Origin of the sequence: Streptomyces sp. NPDC000345, from assembly GCF_042898825.1 — a bacterium.
Taxonomy (GTDB): Bacteria; Actinomycetota; Actinomycetes; order Streptomycetales; family Streptomycetaceae; genus Streptomyces.
The window spans coordinates 263,192-283,979 of record NZ_JBIAZE010000003.1 but is presented as its reverse complement, the minus strand read 5'-3'; the positions used below and the strand labels follow the sequence as shown (position 1 = coordinate 283,979).

18 protein-coding genes and 1 pseudogene are annotated in these 20,788 nt (G+C 73.2%); 10 read left to right on the top strand and 9 right to left on the bottom strand.

Annotated elements, in window-relative coordinates:
• Positions 1-90 precede the first annotated feature (90 nt).
• Both ACFY30_RS08780 and ACFY30_RS08775 read left to right on the top strand, forming a co-directional pair.
• On the top strand, positions 91-1,047 hold the full coding sequence (locus tag ACFY30_RS08780; RefSeq protein WP_390844442.1) for an expansin EXLX1 family cellulose-binding protein: 957 nt from the start codon (positions 91-93) through the stop codon (positions 1,045-1,047).
• A gap of 23 nt (positions 1,048-1,070) precedes the next feature.
• A complete protein-coding gene (locus ACFY30_RS08775; RefSeq protein ID WP_390844441.1) occupies positions 1,071-1,736 on the top strand; it encodes a pyridoxal 5'-phosphate synthase in 666 nt (221 codons plus the stop codon).
• An 87-nt stretch (positions 1,737-1,823) separates the two neighbouring features.
• Here ACFY30_RS08775 and ACFY30_RS08770 read toward each other — a convergent pair whose 3' ends face one another.
• Positions 1,824-2,681: a GNAT family N-acetyltransferase gene (locus ACFY30_RS08770; RefSeq protein ID WP_390844440.1), complete on the bottom strand. Its 858-nt coding sequence runs from the start codon at positions 2,679-2,681 to the stop codon at positions 1,824-1,826.
• Positions 2,682-2,972: 291 nt separating this feature from the next.
• Positions 2,973-3,542 (bottom strand): GNAT family N-acetyltransferase, encoded by a 570-nt coding sequence (locus ACFY30_RS08765; protein WP_390844439.1) that lies wholly within the window; start codon positions 3,540-3,542, stop codon positions 2,973-2,975.
• A 112-nt stretch (positions 3,543-3,654) separates the two neighbouring features.
• On the opposite strand from ACFY30_RS08765, the pseudogene ACFY30_RS08760 reads away from it, so the two are divergent.
• Positions 3,655-4,300, top strand: a pseudogene (locus tag ACFY30_RS08760) (methyltransferase domain-containing protein).
• A gap of 5 nt (positions 4,301-4,305) precedes the next feature.
• On the opposite strand, the gene ACFY30_RS08755 reads toward ACFY30_RS08760, so the two are convergent.
• Together ACFY30_RS08755 and ACFY30_RS08750 are read right to left on the bottom strand one after the other, a co-directional pair.
• On the bottom strand, positions 4,306-4,737 hold the full coding sequence (locus ACFY30_RS08755) for a Zn-ribbon domain-containing OB-fold protein (RefSeq protein WP_390844438.1): 432 nt from the start codon (positions 4,735-4,737) through the stop codon (positions 4,306-4,308).
• Positions 4,734-5,183 (bottom strand): DoxX family protein, encoded by a 450-nt coding sequence (locus tag ACFY30_RS08750; RefSeq protein ID WP_390844437.1) that lies wholly within the window; start codon positions 5,181-5,183, stop codon positions 4,734-4,736. Before ACFY30_RS08750 ends, ACFY30_RS08755 begins: the two co-directional genes overlap by 4 nt.
• Positions 5,184-5,398: 215 nt before the next feature.
• Between ACFY30_RS08750 and ACFY30_RS08745 the strand changes: the two genes are divergently transcribed.
• From ACFY30_RS08745 to ACFY30_RS08725, 5 genes are all read left to right on the top strand, one after another.
• A complete protein-coding gene (locus ACFY30_RS08745; protein ID WP_390844728.1) occupies positions 5,399-7,009 on the top strand; it encodes a subtype B tannase in 1,611 nt (536 codons plus the stop codon).
• A gap of 287 nt (positions 7,010-7,296) precedes the next feature.
• On the top strand, positions 7,297-8,475 hold the full coding sequence (locus tag ACFY30_RS08740; RefSeq protein WP_390844436.1) for a flavin-containing monooxygenase: 1,179 nt from the start codon (positions 7,297-7,299) through the stop codon (positions 8,473-8,475).
• A 139-nt stretch (positions 8,476-8,614) separates the two neighbouring features.
• A complete protein-coding gene (locus ACFY30_RS08735; protein WP_390844435.1) occupies positions 8,615-10,132 on the top strand; it encodes a flavin monoamine oxidase family protein in 1,518 nt (505 codons plus the stop codon).
• 100 nt (positions 10,133-10,232) lie between these two features.
• Positions 10,233-12,458, top strand: coding sequence for an acetate--CoA ligase family protein (locus ACFY30_RS08730; RefSeq protein WP_390844434.1), 2,226 nt, complete (start codon positions 10,233-10,235; stop codon positions 12,456-12,458).
• Positions 12,459-12,498: 40 nt separating this feature from the next.
• A complete protein-coding gene (locus ACFY30_RS08725) occupies positions 12,499-13,341 on the top strand; it encodes an enoyl-CoA hydratase/isomerase family protein (RefSeq protein ID WP_390844727.1) in 843 nt (280 codons plus the stop codon).
• 3 nt (positions 13,342-13,344) lie between these two features.
• Here the strand turns inward: ACFY30_RS08725 and ACFY30_RS08720 are convergent, their stop codons facing one another.
• A complete protein-coding gene (locus ACFY30_RS08720; protein ID WP_390844433.1) occupies positions 13,345-14,325 on the bottom strand; it encodes a hypothetical protein in 981 nt (326 codons plus the stop codon).
• Positions 14,326-14,425: 100 nt separating this feature from the next.
• Between ACFY30_RS08720 and ACFY30_RS08715 the strand changes: the two genes are divergently transcribed.
• The gene (locus ACFY30_RS08715; protein WP_390844726.1) at positions 14,426-15,010 is read left to right on the top strand and encodes a flavin reductase family protein; all 585 of its coding nucleotides are present in this window, start codon (positions 14,426-14,428) and stop codon (positions 15,008-15,010) included.
• A 35-nt stretch (positions 15,011-15,045) separates the two neighbouring features.
• Here the strand turns inward: ACFY30_RS08715 and ACFY30_RS08710 are convergent, their stop codons facing one another.
• Complete coding sequence (locus tag ACFY30_RS08710) at positions 15,046-16,359, bottom strand: MFS transporter (protein ID WP_390844432.1); 1,314 nt, start codon at positions 16,357-16,359, stop codon at positions 15,046-15,048.
• A gap of 72 nt (positions 16,360-16,431) precedes the next feature.
• Between ACFY30_RS08710 and ACFY30_RS08705 the strand changes: the two genes are divergently transcribed.
• The gene (locus tag ACFY30_RS08705) at positions 16,432-17,475 is read left to right on the top strand and encodes a GlxA family transcriptional regulator (protein WP_390844431.1); all 1,044 of its coding nucleotides are present in this window, start codon (positions 16,432-16,434) and stop codon (positions 17,473-17,475) included.
• A gap of 46 nt (positions 17,476-17,521) precedes the next feature.
• Here the strand turns inward: ACFY30_RS08705 and ACFY30_RS08700 are convergent, their stop codons facing one another.
• The 3 genes from ACFY30_RS08700 to ACFY30_RS08690 form a co-directional block, all read right to left on the bottom strand.
• The gene (locus tag ACFY30_RS08700; RefSeq protein ID WP_390844725.1) at positions 17,522-18,571 is read right to left on the bottom strand and encodes a Zn-dependent alcohol dehydrogenase; all 1,050 of its coding nucleotides are present in this window, start codon (positions 18,569-18,571) and stop codon (positions 17,522-17,524) included.
• Positions 18,572-18,589: 18 nt separating this feature from the next.
• Positions 18,590-19,735, bottom strand: coding sequence for an acyl-CoA dehydrogenase family protein (locus ACFY30_RS08695; RefSeq protein WP_390823849.1), 1,146 nt, complete (start codon positions 19,733-19,735; stop codon positions 18,590-18,592).
• Positions 19,736-19,840: 105 nt separating this feature from the next.
• Positions 19,841-20,755: an SDR family oxidoreductase gene (locus ACFY30_RS08690; RefSeq protein WP_390844430.1), complete on the bottom strand. Its 915-nt coding sequence runs from the start codon at positions 20,753-20,755 to the stop codon at positions 19,841-19,843.
• Positions 20,756-20,788: the final 33 nt, after the last annotated feature.

The window sequence follows — 20,788 nt, the reverse complement described above, 5'->3', positions numbered from 1 at the left end:
TGCAGTCACGGCAACCTTCGGGGGCTCGGTGGCGACCGGTGAGGCGGACGCTCCCCGCACCGGAGCCCCGCCCGACCGAAGGACTCAGCTGTGGAACCCCCTTCGCACCGCCGCTCCCGCCCCCGGCGACATCCCGCGCTCGCCCCCGCCGTCGCCGTGGCGGCCGTGGCGCTCGTCGTCTCCCTCGTGATGGCCCTCCGCCCCGACGGCGGATCCCACGACGGGCCGCACGCGGTCACGCCCGTGGCGGGCGCCCGGCCCGGCGGCTCCCCGACGGAGACGGAGCCGGCGCGGTCGCCGACGCCGTCCACGGCGTCCCCGACTCCCCGGGCGAGCGAACCGTCCACCGGCTCGGCAGGCCCGGACGCCTCCGCGTCCAGGCGTCCCCCGGCCACGCCCACCACCTCGACCCGCGCCTCCACCGGCACGTCCCTGGCCGGCCGGATCCGTCCCGGAACCACCTACCAGGGCGTCGCCACCTCCTACGACGTCGGGAACGGCGACGGCGCCTGCTCCTACGGCCCGACCTCCGACGTCATGACCGCGGCGATGAACACCGCCGACTACGAGACGTCGAAGGCGTGCGGCGCGTACGTGGCCGTCCACGCGGGCGGCAAGTCCCTCACGGTCCGCATCACCAACGAGTGCCCGGCACCCTGCCAGGCCGGCCAGCTCGACCTCAGCCAACAGGCCTTCGCCAAGCTCGCCCCCCTCTCGGCCGGCCGCATCGCCATCACCTGGAACCTGCTGAGCCCGGCCACCTCCAACACCCTCTCGATCCGCTACAAGACCGGCTCCAGCCAGTACTGGTGCGGCATCCAGGCCATCGGCCACCGCAATCCGCTGGCCCGTCTGGAGGTCCGTACGAGCGGCGGCTGGGTCCGGCTGGCGCGCACCGAGTACAACTACTTCCTCTCCGAGCAGGGCAGCGGATGCGGGAGCGCGATCAGGCTCACCGACATCCACGGCGAGCAGCTGACCGTCGAGGGCATCGCCGTGCGGCCCGACGCCGTCCAGGCGACCGGGGTCCAGTTCGCCCGGCACTGACCGGATGACCGGATACTCGGGACATGGCTACGGATCTTCATGAGCTGCTGCGGTCACTGCGGGTGTGGGACCCGGAGGTGACCGGACTGCCGCCCTTCGACACCGCGCGGGCGCCGGGCGATCCCGTGGACCTCTTCACGGCCTGGTTCGCCGAGGCGGTGGCGGCGGGCGAGCGTGAGCCGCACACCATGACCCTCGCGACCGCCGGCGAGGACGGCCTCCCGGACGCCCGGATCGTCATCCTGCACGGCGCCGACGCGACCGGCTGGGCCTTCGCCACCCACGCGACCAGCCGCAAGGGCCGCCAGCTCGCCGCCCGCCCGTACGCGGCCCTCACCTTCTACTGGCCCCGGCTCGGCCGCCAGGTCCGCGTCCGCGGCCCCGTCACCTCCGCCCCCTCCGAGGAGTCCCAGGCCGACCTGCACGCCCGCTCGACGGGCGCCCTGGCCGCCGCGCTGACGGGCCGCCAGAGCGAGGCCCTGACCTCGCCGGAGGAACTGGCGCGGGTCTCCCAGGAGGCCTGGGACGAGGCCCGCAGGAACCCGACCGCGCCGTCCCCGACCTGGACCCTGTACCGGCTGCGCCCGGACGAGGTGGAGTTCTTCCAGGGCGACGAGAGGCGCCGCCACGTCCGCCTGCGCTACCGGCGCACGGCGTCCGACTGGGAGCGGGGTCTGCTGTGGCCCTGACGGGCGCCGGACGAGAGTTGTCTCCTCCCCCGGATCACGGCGGCTCACCGCCCTGCCCCGGGAGAGGACAGGGCGGGCCCCGTCCCCCTACGCGAAGCCGTACACCGCGAAGTCGGTCACCGGGCGGTAGCCGATGCGCTGGTAGAGGCCGTTGCTGGTGGGGTTCGCCAGGTCGGTGAAGAGCAGGACCTCGGCTGCTCCCGAGGCGCGGGCGGTGCGGCCGGCCTCGGCGGTCGCCGCGCCCGCGTAGCCCCGGCCGCGCAGGTGGGCCGGGGTGTAGACGGTCGTGACGCGCACCTGGCCGGCCACCTCCGGTGTGACGGCGGCCAGGGAGACGGGGGTGCCGTCGGGTGTCTCCCACAGGATGACCCCGCCCTGGGCGATACGGGAGTCGGCCCAGGCCCCGCTGTCCTGGTGGCCGCGCTCGCCGATGCTCGCGCCGAACTCCTCGAACCAGCGCGCCACCTGGGCGCGGTCGGCGGGCCCGGCAATCCGCGGGGCGCCCTCGGGGGCGGGCTCGGGCCCGGTCGACTCGCCCAGCCGGTAGAGGCGCTGGCGCCACCGGAGCGAGGCCTCCGCGCCGGTGTGCCGCTGCCACGCGTCCACGAAGGCGGCGGCCGTGTCGCGTTCGGCCGAGACGCCGGGCAGGCGGTGTCCGGCGGAGGCCAGCCGGGCGGCGAGGGCGTCGGACTGCTCGCCGGTGAGGGGCGTGAGGTTGATCCAGTACGGCGGGGTGCGCAGGAGCGCCGCGGTGACCTGGCCGTCCGTCTCCAGCACACCGAAGAGGGGGTCCTCCTCGCTGTAGGCGTGCACGCCCCCGCGGCGCAGACCGTCGAGCACGGTCAGCAGCACGGTGTGCGTCGCGGGCCGGGCGGTGAGGAAGTCACCGGCGCGCTGGAGGAAGGCGTCGAGATCGTGGGTCAGGTGCCAGTCGTCCGGTCGCATGCCCGCATGGTCGCGCAGCCGCAGGTCACAGCGCCCCCGATTTACGGTGCCTCGCCCCGGCCCGCGGTGCCCTCCCGGCCGGGTCACAGCGGCCTCTCACCACTCCCGGCCCGCACCCCCACACCACCCCGGCCCACGACACCCCCGGGTCACAGCGGCCTCTCACCACTCCCGGCCCGCACCCCCACACCACCCCGGCCCACGACACCCCCGCACCGGCCCGGCCCCCGGCACCCCCGGGTCACAGCGGCCTCTCACCGTTCCCGGCCCGCGGTGCCCTCCCAGCCCGGTTCACGGCGCCTTCGGCTCCGGGTCCGTCGCGAGGCGGCCGTGGCGGTGGACGTCTCGGAAGGCGTCCCTGCGATCCGCCTCCCACATCGCCCCGCGCAGGGTCCCCTCGTACAGGAATCCGCACCGCTCGGCGACCCGGCAGGAGACCTCGTGGCCGAGGGCGTGGCCGAGTTCCAGCCGGTGCAGTCCGACCTCGTCGAACGCCCAGCGGGCGGCGAGCAGCAGACAGCGGGTGGCCACGTGCCGGCCGCGTGCCTCGGGCAGTACCCAGTAGCCGATGACGCCGTTGCTCAGGATCCGGTCGATCGCGTTGACGGAGACCTGTCCGAGGATCGTCCCGTCGGCGGCGTCGGTGACGCAGAACGTCATGGCGAGCCCGGCGTCCACGTCCGCGGCCTTGGCCTCCAGCGACGCGCGGGCACCGGCGGTGTCGACGATCGTGCGCAGCGGGGTGTTCCAGCGCCGGAATTCGGGGTCGAGGTGCCCGCGCAGCCATGCGTCCGCATCGGTGGCGGACGCCGGGTCCCAGCGCCGCAGGGCGAGGCCGTACCCCTCGAGAACATCGGTCATCCGGCCATTCAACACCTCCGGCCCCGGTCGCGCCCCGCCCCTTCGGAGCACGGCCGGGAGGCAGACTTCCGGCGTCCCGCGAACCGCTCGAGGGCGACGGGCTGGTGCGCACATGGCCGACGCCGATTCCCTGCGCACCACCCGGGAGGCCTACGACGCCATCGCCCCCGTCTACGCGAGATGTTCGGCGACTCGCTGCGCGACAGACCGCTGGAGCGCGGGATCCTGGGCGCGTCCGCCGAGCTCGTACGGGCGGGCGGTGGCGGCCCGGTCGCGGATCCGGGGTGCGGGCCGGCCATGTGACGGCGTATCTCGACGGGTTGGGGCCGAAGGCCTTCGGCGTCGACGCCTCCCCCGCGATGATCGCGCCGGCCCGGGAGGCGTATCCGGGCCTGCGGTTCGAGGGGGGATCGACGGCCGTACCGGACATCGCGGACGGCGAGCCGGGCGGTGTGCTCTCCCGCTTCTCCCTCATCCCCACCCCGCCGCACGGACTCCCCGCCGTGGTGGCGGAGTTCCACCGGGTCCTGGCCCCCGGCGGCCACCTGCTGCTCGGCTTCCCGGCCGCCGACGGTCCTTCCTTCCCCACGCGGGCCTACGACCACAAGGGGGCGACGGCCTGCCGGTGGAAGCCGGACCGCCTCTCCGGGATCCTGCGGGCGTCGGGACTGGCCGAGACGGCCCCGGTGGTCCGCGAGCCCGAGCCGGCCGGCCAGCGGCAGTTCCGCGAGGTGCGGCTGCTCGCCCGCAGGGCCTGAGCCCTTCACGCCCTCCGGAACACCGGCACGCCCTCCCGGAAGTCCACCATCAGCGCCATCCCGGCCGACAGGCCCTCCGGAACCCCCGCCCCCACCAGCTCGGTGGACATCCGGGGGCCCTCCGCCAGTTCGACGACCGCCGCGACGTACGGAGTCCGCTCGCCGAACGGCGGCAGATCGTTGCGGTGGACGACGGACCAGGTGTAGAGGGTCGCCCGGCCGCCGGCGTCCTCCCAGGTCACGTCCTCGCTCCAGCAGTGCGGGCAGAACTCGCGGGGGTAGTGGTGGGCCCGTGCGCAGGCCCGGCAGCGCCGGATGAGCAGCCGGCCCCCGGCGGCGGCGTCCCAGTACACGCGCGTGAAGGCGTCGGCCTCGGGGCGGTCGTACCGGACGGGCTCGGGGAGGTCGTACCGGACGGCCTCGGGGCGGGCGCTCACGGGAAGAGTCCCAGCGCGCTGTCCACCGACCACGTCTGCCAGGCCATGCCGCCCAGCGCCACCACCGAGATCAGCGCCATCATGCCGTTCTGCCCCTGCTCGGCCCAGTCGTGGATCATGAGGACCAGGTAGACCAGGTTGAGCAGCAGCCCGCCGGCCAGCGCGACCGGGGTCAGGAAGCCCGCGATCAGCCCCAGTCCCAGGGCCAGTTCCGCGTACACGACGACGTACGCCATCACGCGCGGGCGCGGCTTCACGACGACCTCGAAGCCGGAACGTACGGCGTTCCAGCGGTGCTTGGCGGCCACGTCCGCCGCCCAGGCGATGCCGGAGCCCTCGAACCAGCTCTTCTTCTCCTTGTGCCGCCAGCTCTCCAGCCACCACAGCCCGAGCCCGACCCGCAGCACCGCCAGCCACTGAGCACCGTCGAGCCAGATCGCATCCATGGATCTGACGGTACGTCAGATCCATGGATCCGGGAACCCCGTGTATTTCCGATGAGAGAACCCTGTGCGCCCGCCATGAAGCTGTGGGTCCTCCATGAATGACCCCGGATTGTTGGCAATTTTGTCCACGAGTTCGTTAGGTTCACAGACGCAACCCGAAGAAGCGAGGGAGTCGAACCGTGAAGCACAGGGCAATCAAGCGCAGGTCGGTCGTCATGGGCATCGGCGCGACCGCCGGCGTGGCGGCGGTGGGCGGCATCGCCCTGAACGCGCGGGCCTCCGAGGGCTCCTCGTCGTCCTCGGCCTCCTCGGACTCGCTGGTCTTCGACCCGGACGCCTACAGCAAGCTGACGACGACCGTCACGGACACCGACGGCGACGAGCACTCGGTGACGTACCACTTCTGGAAGGCGATCACCTACGTCGCCAACCCGGTCGACGAGAAGTACCAGAGCCTGAACGTCAGCGTCCCGGTCGAGATCGACGGCACGGCGGTCGACGCGAGCGACGCACCGATCCTGTTCGCGAACTCCGTCGGCGGTTACATGCCCTCGTCCGTGGCCGACGCCACCGGGATCGGCGCGTCCGGCGGCATCGTCGGCCCCGGCGGCGGCGCACCCGGCGGGACCGCCTCCGCCAGTGCCGCGCCCAGCGCCTCGGCCGACGCCTCCGCGGCCCCCAACGCCAACGGCAACACCAACAACACCGGCGGCGCCCTGAACACCAACCAGCTGCTGGCCCTGGCCGCCGGATACGTCGTCGTCGAGCCGGGCGCCCGCGGCCGTACGCTCAAGAACTCCGACGGCGAGTACTACGGCGTCGCCCCCGCCGCGATCGTCGATCTCAAGGCGGCCGTGCGGTACATCCGGTCCAACAAGGGCCGCATCCCCGGCAACACCGACCGGATCGTCTCCGCGGGCACCAGCGCGGGCGGCGCCCTGTCCTCCCTGCTCGGCGCCTCCGGCGACAGCAAGCTGTACGACACGTACCTGAAGGAACTGGGCGCCGCCGACGCCTCCGACGCGATCTTCGCGACCGGCGCCTGGTGCCCGATCACCGACCTGGAGCACGCCGACGGCGCCTACGAGTGGAACTGGGGCGCCAACCCCCTCAGCTCCGGCTCGAAGGCCGACCAGACGGTGTCCAAGGAGCTGCGGTCGCAGTTCGCCGAGTACCAGGCGGGCCTGCGGCTCAAGGGTCTCGACGGCACCCGGCTGACCGCCCGCAATTACGACGAGTACCTGGTCAGGCAGTACCTGGAGCCGTCCGCCACGACCTACCTCGCGGCCCTGTCGGACTCCGACCGCGCGGCCTATCTCGCCGCCAACACCTTCATCACCTGGAAGAACGGCAAGGCCACCTTCTCCTGGGACGACTTCCTCACCCACGTCGGCGCCCGCAAGAAGAGCGCCCCGTCGTTCGACGCCTTCGACCTGTCGACGGGCGAGAACAACGAGTTCGGCTCGGGCACGACCCAGGCCCGCCACTTCACGGCGTACGGCCAGAAGAACGACACCACCGGGCTCACCGCCAAGCGTCTCGACAGCGACATCCCGGAACTGCTGCGGCTGATGAACCCCATGTACTTCCTCGTCGACAAGCCCAACCAGGCCCGCACCAAGCACTGGTGGATCCGGCTCGGCACCAACGACTCGGACACCTCGCACACGGTCTCCGCCAACCTCGCCGCCGCCGCGCACACCCTCGGCGACGACGTCAACCACCTCTACTACTGGGACGAGGGCCACGGCGCCAACACCGACCCGGGCGACTTCATCACATGGATCGCGAAGGTGACCGGCCACAGGAGCAAGGTCAAGAAGTAGCGGTTCCCCGGTCTCCCGGCGCCCCCCCCCGGGAGGCATCCTGGACGCGGCGGCGTCCGCTTCCCGTCATAGCTGCCGGCGCCGGCCGCCCGCGACGCCTGGCCCAAGCGCACCTGGGCCAGGCGTCGCCCCCTTTCCGGGACCCGGCCCTCCCGTCCCGTCTTCTCCACGACCAGGTGAAGTACGTCACCGGTCCCACCCGTCTCTCCCCCAAGCGTGATCGATCCGCAACCAATTCCGGTCTTGACCGAGACCCATCAATCGCGCGCGTGATTACGCTCGCGCTCATGGAAGACTCCGCACCGCCCGCCCTCACCACCGCGAACCCCGCCGACCGCCCCGTCTACGTCATCGGCGGCGGCCCCGGCGGACTCGCCGCCGCGTACGCCCTGCGCGCCCGGGGGATACGCGCCGTCGTCGTGGAGAAGGCCGACCGGGTCGGTGCGTCCTGGCAGCGCCATTACGACCGGCTGCATCTGCACACCACCCGCCGCCTCTCCGCCCTGCCGGGGCTGAAGATCCCCCGCCGCTTCGGCCGCTGGGTCGGCCGCGACGACGTGGTGCGGTACCTGGAGAAGTACGCCGAGGTCCATGAGCTGGAGATCGTCACCGGAGTCGAGGTCTCCCGGATCGAGCGCACCCCCGACGGCACCGGCTGGCTGCTGCACGCCACCGGCGGCCGCGAACTGACCGGCTCGGCCGTCGTCGTCGCCACCGGCTACAACCACACCCCGTCCCTGCCCGACTGGCCCGGCCGCGACACGTTCACCGGGGAACTCGCGCACGCCTGCGCCTACCGCAACGGCACGCCGTACGCCGGCCGTGACGTCCTCGTCGTCGGCGTCGGCAACACCGGCGCGGAGATCGCCGTCGACCTGGTGGAGAGCGGGGCCGGGCGGGTGCGGCTGTCGGTGCGCACCGTCCCGCACATCGTGCGCCGCTCGACCGCCGGCTGGCCCGCCCAGTACAGCGGCATCCTCGTCCGCCGCCTGCCCGTCCCCCTCGTCGACCGGATCTGCCGGGTGATGGCCCGGGCGAGCATCCCCGACCTGTCCTCGCACGGACTGCCGCGTCCCGACACCGGGCTCTACACCCGGGCCAGACAGGGCGCGATCCCGGTGCAGGACGTCGGTCTGATCGACGCGGTCCGAGGGGGCCGGGTCGAGATCGTGGCCGCCGTCGAGGGCTTCGAGGACGGCGGCAAGGTCGTCCTCGCCGACGGCACCCGGATCTCCCCGGACGCCGTCGTCGCCGCCACCGGCTATGTCCGCGCCCTGGAGGGCCTGGTCGGCCACCTCGACGTCCTCGACGAACGCGGCCACCCCCTCGCCCACGGCCCGCGCACCCCGAAGAACGCGCCCGGCCTGTACTTCACCGGCTTCACCACCCCCATCAGCGGCACCCTGCGCGAACTGTCGATCGACGCGCAGCGCATCGCGAAGGCCGTGGGCCGCCACCTCCGGTAGATCCCCAACTCCTTTCATTTCACTGCCTGTTACACGTGTGCCAGATGTGACGAGGGCGTTGTCGCGCGCCCTCGCGCGGAGCCAGAATGTGAGCCCTGTTCACCTTTCCCGCTCCGCCCCCTCGCTACGGAGGACGCACGTGGCAAGTGAAAGACAACTCCCCCGCCGCTCCGGCGACGGCATCTCCCGCCGCTCCCTGCTCGGCCGCGGCGCCGCGGTGGCCGCCGGCGCGACCGCCCTCACCGCGGCCGCCGCCGGTACGGCGTCCGCGGCGGCCACCCGGGACGTGGACGTCGCGATCGTGGGCGCCGGTCTCGCCGGCCTCACCGCGGCCCGCGACCTGGTGGCGGCCGGCCGGACCGTCGCCGTCCTGGAGGCCCGCGACCGCGTGGGCGGCCGGGTCCTCAACGTGTCCCTGGCGGGCGGCGGGGTCACCGAGGGCGGCGGCGAGTTCATCGGCCCCACCCAGGACCGCATCAAGGCCCTCGCCGACTCGCTCGGCGTGCAGACCTTCGCCACCTACAACACCGGCGACAACCTCCTCTACAAGGACGGCAAGAAGACCCCGTACGCCACCGACGGCATCCTCGGCTCGGTCCCGCCGATCGACGCGGCCGGGCTCGCCAACGCCGCGATCGTGCAGGCCTCGCTGGACGACATGGCCAAGACGATCCCGGTGGACGCCCCCTGGACCGCCGCGAAGGCCCAGGAATGGGACCGGCAGACCTTCGAGACCTGGCTGCGCGCCAACGCCGTCGTCCCGTCGGCCAAGTTCCTCCTGGACGTGGCCTGCACCTCGATCTTCTCGGCCGAACCCCGTGAGCTCTCCCTCCTGTTCGTCCTCTTCTACATCGCCGCCGCCGGCAACGAGTCCACCGTCGGCACCCTGGAGCGCCTCACCGAGACCGCCGGCGGCGCCCAGGAACTGCGCTTCGTCGGCGGCTCCCAGCTGGTACCGATCAAACTCGCGGCCACACTGGGCGACCGGGTGGTGCTGAACGCCCCGGTGCGCACGATCACCCGGTCGGGCGGCACGTACGTCGTGACGGCCGACGGCATCACCGTCACCGCCAGGAAGGTCGTCGTCGCCGTACCCCCGCCGCTCGCCGCCCGCATCACCTACGACCCGCTCCTCCCGGCCGGCCGCGACCAGCTCACCCAGCGCCTGCCGATGGCCTCGGTCGGCAAGGCGATCGCGATCTACGACACCCCCTTCTGGCGCGCCGACGGCCTCAACGGCCAGGTCGTCAGCGACACCGGCGTGGTCAGCTCCACCTTCGACAACTCCCCGCCCGACGCCTCCTACGGCGCGCTGATGGGCTTCATCGAGGCCGACGAGGCCCGGGCGCTGGACGCCGCGAGCGAGGCGGAGGTCAGGGCGGCCGTCCTGAAGGACTACGTGACGTACTTCGGCGAGAAAGCGGCCTCCCCCACCTCCTTCGTCCTGCAACGCTGGAACAACGAGGCCTACACCCGCGGCGGCCCCGTCTCCATCGCCGCGCCCGGCGTCCTGACCCAGTACGGCCCCGCCCTGCGCCGGCCGGTGGGCGGCATCCACTGGGCCGGGACGGAGACCTCCACCCACTGGATGGGCTTCATGGACGGCGCGGTGCGGTCGGGCGAGCGGGTGGCGCGGGAGGTCCTGTCGGTCCTGTAACCGTCCTTTTCCCGCTGCACGCCCATTCCTGACAACCCGTCAGCTATGTAATCTGACAGAGCGTCAGTTACTTGGCAGTCACACAGGAGCGGGCGGACCGATGCTTGGATCAACCCACGGCACCCTCACCACCGACTCCCGCCGGGCCCGGGTCATCGCGTGCGGTGAGCAGCCCGGACCCGTCGTCCACGGCCGGCCGGCCGACGTCGACGACCTCGACGTCAGCGGCCGGCCGTTGTATGCGACCATCCCCGATCTGGACCGGTTCTTCCGGCCCGAGTCGGTGGCGGTCGTCGGCGCCTCGGACGCCGAGGGACGCCCGAACACCGGTGTCACCCGGCAACTGGTGGACTGGGCCGAGCGGGTGGGGGCGCGGCTGCACCCCGTGCACCCCACCCGCGAGTCCGTCTTCGGCATCCCCTGTGCCGCCTCGGTCGCCGAGCTGCCGGACCAGGTCGACCTGGCCGTGCTCCTGGTCGCCGAGCCGCTGCCCGTGATCGAGCAACTGGCCGAGACGAAGGTCAGGTTCGCGGTCGTCTTCGCCTCCGGATTCGCGGAGACCGGCGAGGAGGGCGCCGCCGCGCAGGCCCGCCTCACCGCGGCCGTACAACGCTCGGGCATGCGCCTGCTGGGGCCCAACACCAACCTCAACGCCTTCGAGCGGTTCCGTGACGACCTCACCGGCCCGTCCATCGCGCTGATCACCCAGTCCGGCCATCAGGGCCGCCCGGTCTTCGCCCTCCAGGAACTGGGCATCCGGCTCTCGCACTGGGCGCCGACCGGCAACGAGGCCGACCTGGAGACCGCCGACTTCCTGTCCTACTTCGCCGAGCGCCCCGAGGTCGGCGCCATCGCCTGCTACGTGGAGGGCCTCAAGGACGGCCGCGCCTTCCTTCTCGCCGCCGACCGGGCGGCCCGGCGCGGGGTCCCGGTGGTCGCCGTGAAGGTGGGCCGCACCGAGACCGGCGCCCGCACCGCCGCCTCCCACACCGGCAAGCTGACCGGCGCGGACGAGGTGGTGGACGCGGCGATGCGGCAGTACGGCGTGATCCGCGTCGACGGTCTGGACGAACTGCAGGACACCGCGGCCCTGCTGGCCCGCGCCCGCCCGCCGAGAGCGGACGGTGTCGTCGTCTACTCGATCTCGGGCGGCACCGGCGCCCACGCGGCCGACCTGGCCACGGCGGCGGGCCTGCGCCTGCCCGCCCTCTCGTCCGCCAAGCAGGCCGAGCTGCACCAGTGGATCCCCGAGTACCTGAGCGTCGCCAACCCGGTCGACAGCGGCGGGCACCCGGTGGGCGACCGGCGCGGCCGGAAGATCATCGAAGCGATCCTCGACGACCCCGAGGTGGGGGTGCTGATCTGCCCCGTCACGGGTCCCTTCCCGCCGCTGAGCGATCGTCTGGTGCAGGACCTGGTGGACGCGGCGGAACAGACGGACAAGCTGGTGTGCGTGGTGTGGGGCTCGCCGGTGGGCACCGAGGCGGCCTACCGCGAGGTGCTGCTGGGGTCCTCCCGGGTCGCGACCTTCCGCACCCTCGGCAACTGCGTCACGGCGGTCCGCTCCTTCCTCGACCACCACCGCTTCGTGAGCGACTACCGCTCGCCCTTCGACCAGGCCCCGCGCACCCCGTCCCCGTCCTTCCGCAAGGCGCAGCTGCTGATGCGCCCGGGCTGGCAGCTGAGCGAGCACGCGGCGAAGCAACTGCTGCGGGCGTACGGCATCCGGGTCCCGCGCGAGCAGCTGGTGACCAGTGCGGCGGCGGCGGTACGGGCGGCGGGGCTGGTCGGCTACCCGGTGGTGATGAAGGCGTCCGGCGCGCAGATCGCCCACAAGACCGAACTGGGCCTGGTGAAGATCGGCCTGACCTCGGCGAGCCAGGTCCGCGACGCCTACCGTGAACTGACCGACATCGCCCGCTACGAGGGCGTCGCGCTGGACGGCGTCCTGGTCTGCCAGATGGTCGAGCGGGGAGTGGAGATGGTGGTCGGGATGACCCACGACGACCTCTTCGGCCCGACGGTGACGGTCGGCCTCGGCGGGGTCCTGGTGGAGGTGCTGCGCGACGCCGCCGTGCGCGTGCCCCCCTTCGGGGAGGACCAGGCCCGCGGCATGCTCGCCGAACTGCGCGGGAGGGCCCTGCTGGACGGCGTCCGGGGACGCCCTCCCGCCGATGTGGACGCTCTCGTCGAGGTGGTCCTTCGGGTCCAGCGCATGGCGCTGGAGCTGGGCGGGGACCTGGCCGAGCTCGACATCAACCCGCTGGTGGTGCTGCCCTGGGGGCAGGGAGCGGTGGCGCTGGACGCGTTGGCGGTGTGTCGCTGAGATGCATGAGACGAACATGCCCGATTCCCCCCGTGAGTCGATGACTGCCGGAACGCCCCGAGTGACCGGAACCACCGGTGAGCCGGAAACATCCCCTGAGTCATGGATACGGCACGCCACTGACCATCACGTCTCGACCGTCATCCTCAACCGCCCCGAAACCCTCAACGCCCTCACCCCTGACCAGCGAGAACGCCTGATCCGACTTTTCTCCGAGGCCTCCGCCGACCCCGCCGTCCGGGCCGTCGTCCTCACCGGCACCGGCCGCGGTTTCTGCGCGGGAGCGGATCTGCGGGGCGGGGCGCCGACGGGCGACCGGGTGGCCGGCGACGTGGCCCGCACCCTGCGGGAGGGCGCCCAGCGCCTGATCGCCGCCGTCCTGGACTGCGAGAAGCCGGTGATAGCGGCGGTGAACGGCACGGCGGCGGGTCTCGGCGCGCACCTGGCGTTCGCCTGCGATCTGGTCCTGGCCGCCGAGTCGGCGCGGTTCATCGAGGTGTTCGTCCGCCGCGGCCTGGTCCCCGACGGGGGCGGCGCCTACCTCCTCCCCCGCCTGATCGGTCCCCGGCGCGCCAAGGAGCTGATGTTCCTCGGCGACGCGCTCACCGCGCCGGACGCCGAACGCCTCGGCCTGGTCAACCGGGTGGTCCCGGACGGTGAGCTGGAGAAGACGGCCCGTGCGTGGGCGGACCGCCTGGCCCACGGCCCCACCCGCGCCCTGGCCCTCACCAAACAGCTGGTCAACGCCTCCCTCGACGCCGACCGCAGCACGGCCTTCGCCGCCGAGGCCGCCGCCCAGGAGATCAACATGACGACGGCCGACGCGAAGGAAGGAGTGGCGAGCTTCGTGGAGCGGCGGGCGGCCGAGTTCAGGGGCCGGTGACGGTCAGCCGCCGGCCGGCTCGAGAATCCGCAGATCCTGCGCGTCCGGGTCCCCGAGGAACCTGAACAGTTCGGGCGCGCGGTCGGTCCCGCCCACCGACCAGGTCACCTCGTCCCCGCAGGTACTGCCGGTGCCGCTGCCCGAATCGAGGCGCACGACGACGCCGTCCCACGCCCCCGGCCCCTCCTCGAAGACCCAGGTGCCGGTGCCGTCGCACGTCACGGGCTTCTCCCCGAACCCGGCCTCCGCCGGCATCCGGACCACCTCGGCCCGCCCACCCTGCGCCAGCCTCAGCTCCGATCCGCTCCCGCCGCGCCAGACACCGGCGACCTCGTCGGCCGCCAGCCGGGGAGGCTCGTACTCCTCGATCAGTCCCGCGGCGGTGGCCAGCGTCCCGGCCGTGAAGGCGAGGACGAACAGGGCGGCCGAACCGGCGGCCGCGCGCCACCAGACACTCCAGGCACCCCACGACCGCCGCCGCACGTAGGCCGTCGCGAGGACGGGCAGGACGGCGAGCGCCGCGAGGACGAGGACCGTGGTACCGAACGGCAGGCCCCACAGGACGGCGGCCACCGCGCCCCATCCGGCCCCGACCAGCACCGTGGCGGCCAGATGCCGTACCCAGCGCGGCCACCGGAGCCGGCCGTGCGTGAGCCCGGCGAGGGCGGCACCCGGCAGGGTCTGGGTCCAGGCGTGCAGCAGGCCCAGCACCGGCAGGTACACGGGCGCGAAGAGGAACACGAAGAGCAGCGCGAGGGAACTGGGGGAGCGGCCGTACGGGTCGGTGGCCAGATCGTGTTCCCACCAGAGCGCCCACGCCGCCGGAAGCTGCGCCGCGCCGACCGCGACCGCCGTCGCGACCCTGCCGTCGGCTCGCTTCGGCCCCTTCCCCTGGCCCGTCTCAGGGCCCTTCTCCGGGCGCTTCTCCGGGCCCGTCTCCGGGCCCGTCCCCCGGCCGCTCGCCGGGTCTCTCTTCGTGCGCATGTCACCACCCCCAGGCGGCAGGGTACGCGCGCACGTCACGGGGCCTCACACCGCCGCACCCCTTCCTATCTGACACCCCGTCAGCTTCAATGAGGACATGATGGGACACGCGGGGATGGCGGCCGCCGCCGTCCGTTATCTGCGGGCCGGGCCGGTCGAGCCGCTGCCCCGCCCCGAACTGCGCTGCGTCCGCGAGGACGAACGGGCGCCGGTGGATCCGGGCGAGTTCCGGCGGGTGCTGGGGAACTTCGCGTCCGGCGTGACCGTGATCACGGCACCCGGCGAGGCTCCCGGCGACGCCCCCGCCGGCTTCGCCTGCCAGTCCTTCTCGTCCCTCTCCCTCGACCCGCCCCTGGTCGCCTTCATGGTCGGCCGTACCTCCACGACCTGGCCGCGCATCGCCCGGGCGGGCGTGTTCTGCGTCAACGTGCTGAGCGCGGGCCAGGCCGCCCTGTGCCGTTCCTTCGCGAGGAGCGGCACGGACAAGTTCGCGGGTGTCGACCACGACGAGGCACCGGTCTCCGCCTCTCCCCGTCTCGCCGGCACGCTCGCGTGGATCGACTGCACGATCCACGCGGTGCACACGGGCGGCGACCACCTCATCGTCGTGGGACGGGTGGACGCCCTGGGAACGCCGGCCGGGGACGAGCCGCCCCTGCTGTTCCACCAGGGCCGGTTCCTCTGACCGGTGCCGGCGACGCGTGCGCGCCGGCCGCTCGTTCAGGCCACCGCCGGCATCGGTGCCGGTACCGGCGGCCGGCGCCGGATCACCAGCGCCATCAGGGCCGCCGCCGCGCACAGCGCCCCGGACGCGTACCAGACCACGTCGTAGGAGCCGAAGGTGTCCCGGGCGACGCCGCCGAGGAAGGCGACCAGGGCCGCGCCCACCTGATGGGAGGCCAGCACCCAGCCGAAGACGATGGCGCTGTCGTCGCCGTACTGCTCGCGGCACAGGGCGAGGGTGGGCGGGACGGTGGCCACCCAGTCGAGGCCGTAGAAGACGATGAAGAAGATCATCGGGGGATGGACCGAGGGCGCCAGCAGCATCGGGAGGAACAGGAGCGAGACGCCCCGCAGCGCGTAGTACACCGCCAGCAGCCGGCGCGGTGAGAAGCGGTCCGTGAACCAGCCGGAGGCGACCGTGCCGACCACGTCGAACACCCCGATGACCGCCAGCAGCGAGGCGGCCGCCGTGACCGGCATGCCGTGGTCGTGGGCCGCCGGCACGAAGTGGGTCTGGACCAGTCCGTTCGTGGAGGCGCCGCAGATCGCGAAGGTGCCCGCGAGCAGCCAGAACGGGCCCGTGCGCATCGCCGAGAGCAACACCCGCACCGTCCGGCGCGCGGCTCCCTGCACCGGGGCCGGCTTCGGTACGAACTCCTGGGCACCGTAGGGCTTCTGGCCGACGTCCGCCGGATGGTCGCGCAGCAGGATCCAGACGAACGGGACCACGGCGAGGGCGGCGAGCGCGACCGTCACCGCCGCCGGGCGCCAGTCGTGGCGGGTCACCATCCAGGACAGCACCGGCAGGAAGATCAGCTGGCCGGAGGCGGAGGCCGCGGTGAGGATGCCGCTGACGAAGCCGCGGCGCTCGGTGAACCAGCGGTTGGTGACCGTCGCCGCGAAGGCGAGCGCCATCGAGCCCGAGCCGAGGCCGACCAGGAGGCCCCAGCACAGCAGCAGCTGCCAGGCCGCCGTCATCCACACCGTCAGGCCCGAGCCGAGCGCGATCACCGTCAGGGCGACGGCCACGACCCGGCGGATGCCGAACCGGTCCATGAGGGCGGCGGCGAAGGGCGCGGTGAGCCCGTACAGGGCCAGGTTGATCGAGACCGCCGCGCCGATCGTGGCGCGCGACCAGCCGAACTCCTGGTGCAGCGGGTCGATGAGCAGGCCGGGCAGCGAGCGGAAGGCGGCCGCGCCGATGATCGTGACGAAGGTGACGGCGGCGACGAACCAGGCGCGGTGGACGCGCCGGCGGCGGGTGGGCTTCTTGTCCTCAATGGCTGCGGGAGCCTCGCTTGTCTGGGTCACGCCATAAAGAGTGCGGTGTCGGCGACTCCGCTCACGAGTGGCCCGAGGGACAGCATTCGCTAGGATCGGGCCATGAGCCCCGGCAGTGAGCACCGCCCGCACCGCGTCGTCGTCCTCGCGCTCGACGGCCTGCTCCCCTTCGAGCTCGGCATCCCGCACCGGATCTTCGGCCGCCCCAAGGACGCCCGGGGCCGGCCTCTCTACGAGGTCCTGACCTGCTCGGTGCGGCCGCCGGGACCGGTCGGGACGGACGCCGACTTCGCGATCACGGTCGCGCACGGCCCGGAGATCCTCGCCACCGCCGACACCGTCGTGATCCCCGCGTCCTACGAACTCGGCCCCGTCTTCGAGGAGGGCGTGCTCACCGAGGAGCTCGCCGCCGCGCTCGCGCACATCCGCCCCGGCACCCGCCTCGCCTCCATCTGCACCGGCGTGTACGTCCTCGCCGCCGCCGGCCACCTCGACGGCCGCCCCGCGACCACCCACTGGGCCGAAGCCGAGCACTTCCAGCGGCTCTTCCCGAAGATCGACGTCGACCCGGACGTCCTCTTCATCGACGACGGCGACGTCCTCACCTCCGCCGGCGTCGCCGCCGGCATCGACCTGTGCCTGCACATGGTCCGCCGCGACCACGGCACCGCCGTCGCCAACGAGGTCGCCCGCCGTACGGTGGTCCCCCCGCACCGCGACGGCGGGCAGGCGCAGTACATCGAGCGTCCCGTGCCCGACCCGCAGCAGACCGGCACGACCACCGCGCGGGCGTGGGCGCTCGGCCGCCTGCACGAGCCGATCCAGCTGCGGGACATGGCCGCACAGGAGGCCATGTCCGTACGGACGTTCACCCGCCGCTTCCGCGAGGAGACCGGTGTCAGTCCGGGCCAGTGGCTCACCCAGCAGCGCGTCGAACGGGCCCGGCACCTGCTGGAGTCCACCGGTCTGTCCGTCGACCAGGTCGCCCGGGACGCCGGTTTCGGCACCGCCCAGTCGATGCGGCAGCACCTGCAGGCGGCCCTCGGGGTCACCCCGACGGCGTATCGCCGCACCTTCCGCACCGGAACCGACGTGACGGCCGCCGACAGGACCGAGCACCCCGGCGGAGTCCACACCCTGCCCTGACCACCCGACCCACCGCCCCTCACCCCACCGTCAAGGGCAGGGACCGTCAGAACGTCAGTACGGCGCGGGCCACTCTCCCTGCCTCCGCGTCCGCCGCCGCCTTCTCGAAGTCCTCGACCGGGTAGGTCCGGGTGATGAGTTCGTCGAGGAGCAGGCGGCCCTCGCGGTACAGGCCGGCGTACAGGGCGATGTCCCGCTGGGGGCGGGAGGCGCCGTAGCGGCAGCCCAGGATGGACTTGTCCAGGAAGAGGGAGGAGACGAGGAAGGAGGCCTCCGCCGTCGCCGGCGGCACCCCCAGCAGCACCGCCTGGCCGTGCCGGTCCAGCAGGTCGACGGCCGCGCGGATCAGCTCCACCCTGCCCACGCATTCGAAGACGTGGTCCGCCCCCGTCGGCAGCACGTCCCGGACGCCCTCCGTGGACGTCAGGAAGTCGGTGGCCCCGAACCGCCGCGCCACCGCCTCCTTGGCCGGGTTGGCGTCGACGGCGACGATCCGCAGCGCGCCCGCGATCCGCGCGCCCTGCAGGACGTTGAGCCCGATGCCGCCCGTCCCGATGACGACGACGCTCTCGCCGTACCCCACGCGCGCGCGGTTGAGCACGGCGCCCACGCCGGTCAGCACCCCGCACCCGATCAGCGCGGCGGACGGCAGCGGGACGTCCTCGGGTATCCGCACCGCCTGGACGGCCTTCACGACCGTCCGCTCGGCGAAGGCCGAGTTGGAGGCGAACTGGTACACGGCACGGCCCGCGCGCAGGAAGGGCTTCTGCGGGCGCCCGATCGCCTGCCGGCACATCGTGGGGCGCCCCCGGTCGCACTCGGCGCAGGTGCCGCAGCTGGCGAGCGTGGACAGCGCGACGTGGTCCCCCGGCACGACATGGGTGACCCCGGCCCCGACGGCCTCCACCACCCCCGCCCCCTCGTGCCCCAGCACCACCGGCGCCGGGAAGGGGATCGTCCCGTCGATCACCGACAGGTCGCTGTGGCACAGCCCGGCCGCCGAGATCGCCACGAGCACCTCGCCCGGGCCCGGATCGCGTACGTCGAGATCGTCGACGACCTCCGCCCGCTTCCCGTCGAACAGCACGCCTCGCATCACGCCACCACTCCCCTGTCACCTGGGCTGTCTGGGCAGGCCGAGCACGCGCTCGGCGATGATCGTGCGCTGGATCTGGTCCGAGCCGCCGTAGATGGTGTCGGCCCGGGAGAACAGGAACAGGTGCTGTGCGTCGTCGAGTTCGTACGGCGTCGCGGGCGTCCAGTCCGACGGGCCCGCGCTCGCCGCCGCGCCCCGCACCTGCACCGCGAGCTCCCCGAGCCGCTGATGCCAGCCCGCCCACAGCAGCTTGGCCACACTGGGCGCCCCCGGTCCGCCGGAACCGCCCAGCGTCCGCAGCGCGTTCCACCGCATGGTCCGCAGCTCCGCCCACAGTCCCACCAGCCGGTCGCGCACGACGGGGTCGTCGGCCGCGCCCGTCTCCACGGCGGTGCGGATCACCCGCCCCAACTCCTCGGCGAAGCCGATCTGCTGGGCGAGCGTGGACACCCCGCGCTCGAAGCCGAGGAGGCTCATCGCGACCCGCCAGCCCTCACCCACGGCGCCGACGACATGCTCCACGCGCGCGTGCGCCCCGTCGAAGAAGACCTCGTTGAAGTCGCTGGTGCCGGTCATCTGCCGGATGGGCCGGACCTCGATCCGGCCCGGCTGGTCCATGGGGACGAGGAGGAACGTCAGCCCGTGGTGGCGCGCCGACCGGGGGTCGGTGCGGGCGAGGACGAAGCACCAGTCGGCCTCGTGCGCGAGGGAGGTCCAGATCTTCTGGCCGGTGACACGGTACGTCCGTCCGTCGGGGGCGAGTTCGGCCCGCGTACGGACTCCGGCGAGGTCGGAGCCGGCACCCGGTTCGCTGTAGCCCTGGCACCACAGTTCGGCACCGGCGGCGATCGGGGGCAGGAAGCGGGCCTTCTGCTCGGCCGTGCCGTGCGCCAGCAGGGTGGGCGCGAGGAGGTTCTCCCCGATGTGCCCGGAGCGGGGCGGGGCGGCCGAGCGGGCGTACTCCTCGGCCCAGGCGACCTGCTGGGTGAGGGTGGCGGTGCGGTTGCCGTACCCGCCCTCGGACCAGCCGATCCCGATCCACCCCGCGGCACCCAGGGTGCGCTCCCAGCCGCGCCGGTCCGGTGCCTTTCCGGCGTGCGACGTCAGCCACGCCCGGGCTTCCGCCCGGAACGCCTCGTCCTGTGCAGTGAACCCGAAGTCCACGGTGGTCTCCTCTCCGCCCCGGACGCGTGCGGACCGCGGGGGTGCGGGAACCGCGCGACCAGCCGCGACGAAGCCGCTGCCGCCGCCCGGCCGTCCCCCGGTGGGTCAGGCGTTCGGCCGGCTCCCGTCCGCCGCGGCCCGCCGCATCTCCTCCAACCGCTCGAGCATCGGCATGGGATCCACCCCCACCGTCCCCGGCAGCGCCTCCGCGATGCGCGACGGCGTCCAGGACCCGCCCTCGGCATACGCGGCCCGCAACTCACGGGGCTGCGCCCACACCGCGATCTTCGCACCGGCGACCGTGTAGACCTGCCCGGTTATCCCCAGCTCGGACGCGCGGTCCGACAAAAGGAACATCACCATGGCGGCCACGTCCTCCGGCTCCCCGATCTCCGTCAGCTCCGTCGGCACCCCCGCCGACATCCGGGTACGGGCCACGGGCGCCACCGCGTTCGCGGTCACCCCGTACTTGTGCAGCCCGAGCGCCGCGCTGCGCACGAGCGAGATGATCCCGCCCTTGGCCGCGCTGTAGTTGGCCTGCGACACCGACCCCTGGTGATTGCCGCTGGTGAAGCCGATGAGGGTGCCGGACCGCTGCGCCCGCATCACCGCCGAAGCCGCCCTGAAGACCGTGAAGGTCCCCTTGAGGTGGGTGGCGACGACCGGGTCCCACTCCTCCTCGGACATGTTGAACAGCATCCGCTCGCGCAGGATCCCGGCCACGCAGACGACCCCGTCGAGGCGTCCGTAAGCCTCCAGGGCGGTGTCCACGACCCGCTGCCCGCCCGCCATCGTGGAGATGTCGTCGGCGACCGCCACGGCCTCTCCGCCCGCCGCCCCGATCTCCTTGACGACGGCCTCGGCGACCTCGCTCGTGGGCGCCGCGCCGTCCACGCCCACCCCGTAGTCGTTGACGACGACCCGCGCGCCCTCGGCGGCCGCCGCGAGCGCCACCGCCCGTCCGATGCCTCGTCCCGCCCCCGTGACGGCGACGACCTTGCCGGCCAAGAAGTTCCCCACGCCCAGCCCCTTCCCGCGGTTTCCGACGGACGG

What these genes read in the sequence shown, in the direction of transcription:
- ACFY30_RS08725 (WP_390844727.1), top strand. Translation starts at nt 12,499, where the DNA reads ATGACTGCCGGAACGCCCCGAGTGACCGGAACCACCGGTGAGCCGGAA.
- ACFY30_RS08765 (WP_390844439.1), bottom strand. Translation starts at nt 3,542, where the DNA reads ATGACCGATGTTCTCGAGGGGTACGGCCTCGCCCTGCGGCGCTGGGAC.
- ACFY30_RS08740 (WP_390844436.1), top strand. Translation starts at nt 7,297, where the DNA reads ATGGAAGACTCCGCACCGCCCGCCCTCACCACCGCGAACCCCGCCGAC.
- ACFY30_RS08720 (WP_390844433.1), bottom strand. Translation starts at nt 14,325, where the DNA reads ATGCGCACGAAGAGAGACCCGGCGAGCGGCCGGGGGACGGGCCCGGAG.
- ACFY30_RS08715 (WP_390844726.1), top strand. Translation starts at nt 14,426, where the DNA reads ATGGGACACGCGGGGATGGCGGCCGCCGCCGTCCGTTATCTGCGGGCC.
- ACFY30_RS08770 (WP_390844440.1), bottom strand. Translation starts at nt 2,681, where the DNA reads ATGCGACCGGACGACTGGCACCTGACCCACGATCTCGACGCCTTCCTC.
- ACFY30_RS08750 (WP_390844437.1), bottom strand. Translation starts at nt 5,183, where the DNA reads ATGGATGCGATCTGGCTCGACGGTGCTCAGTGGCTGGCGGTGCTGCGG.
- ACFY30_RS08705 (WP_390844431.1), top strand. Translation starts at nt 16,432, where the DNA reads ATGAGCCCCGGCAGTGAGCACCGCCCGCACCGCGTCGTCGTCCTCGCG.
- ACFY30_RS08775 (WP_390844441.1), top strand. Translation starts at nt 1,071, where the DNA reads ATGGCTACGGATCTTCATGAGCTGCTGCGGTCACTGCGGGTGTGGGAC.
- ACFY30_RS08730 (WP_390844434.1), top strand. Translation starts at nt 10,233, where the DNA reads ATGCTTGGATCAACCCACGGCACCCTCACCACCGACTCCCGCCGGGCC.
- ACFY30_RS08745 (WP_390844728.1), top strand. Translation starts at nt 5,399, where the DNA reads ATGGGCATCGGCGCGACCGCCGGCGTGGCGGCGGTGGGCGGCATCGCC.
- ACFY30_RS08700 (WP_390844725.1), bottom strand. Translation starts at nt 18,571, where the DNA reads ATGCGAGGCGTGCTGTTCGACGGGAAGCGGGCGGAGGTCGTCGACGAT.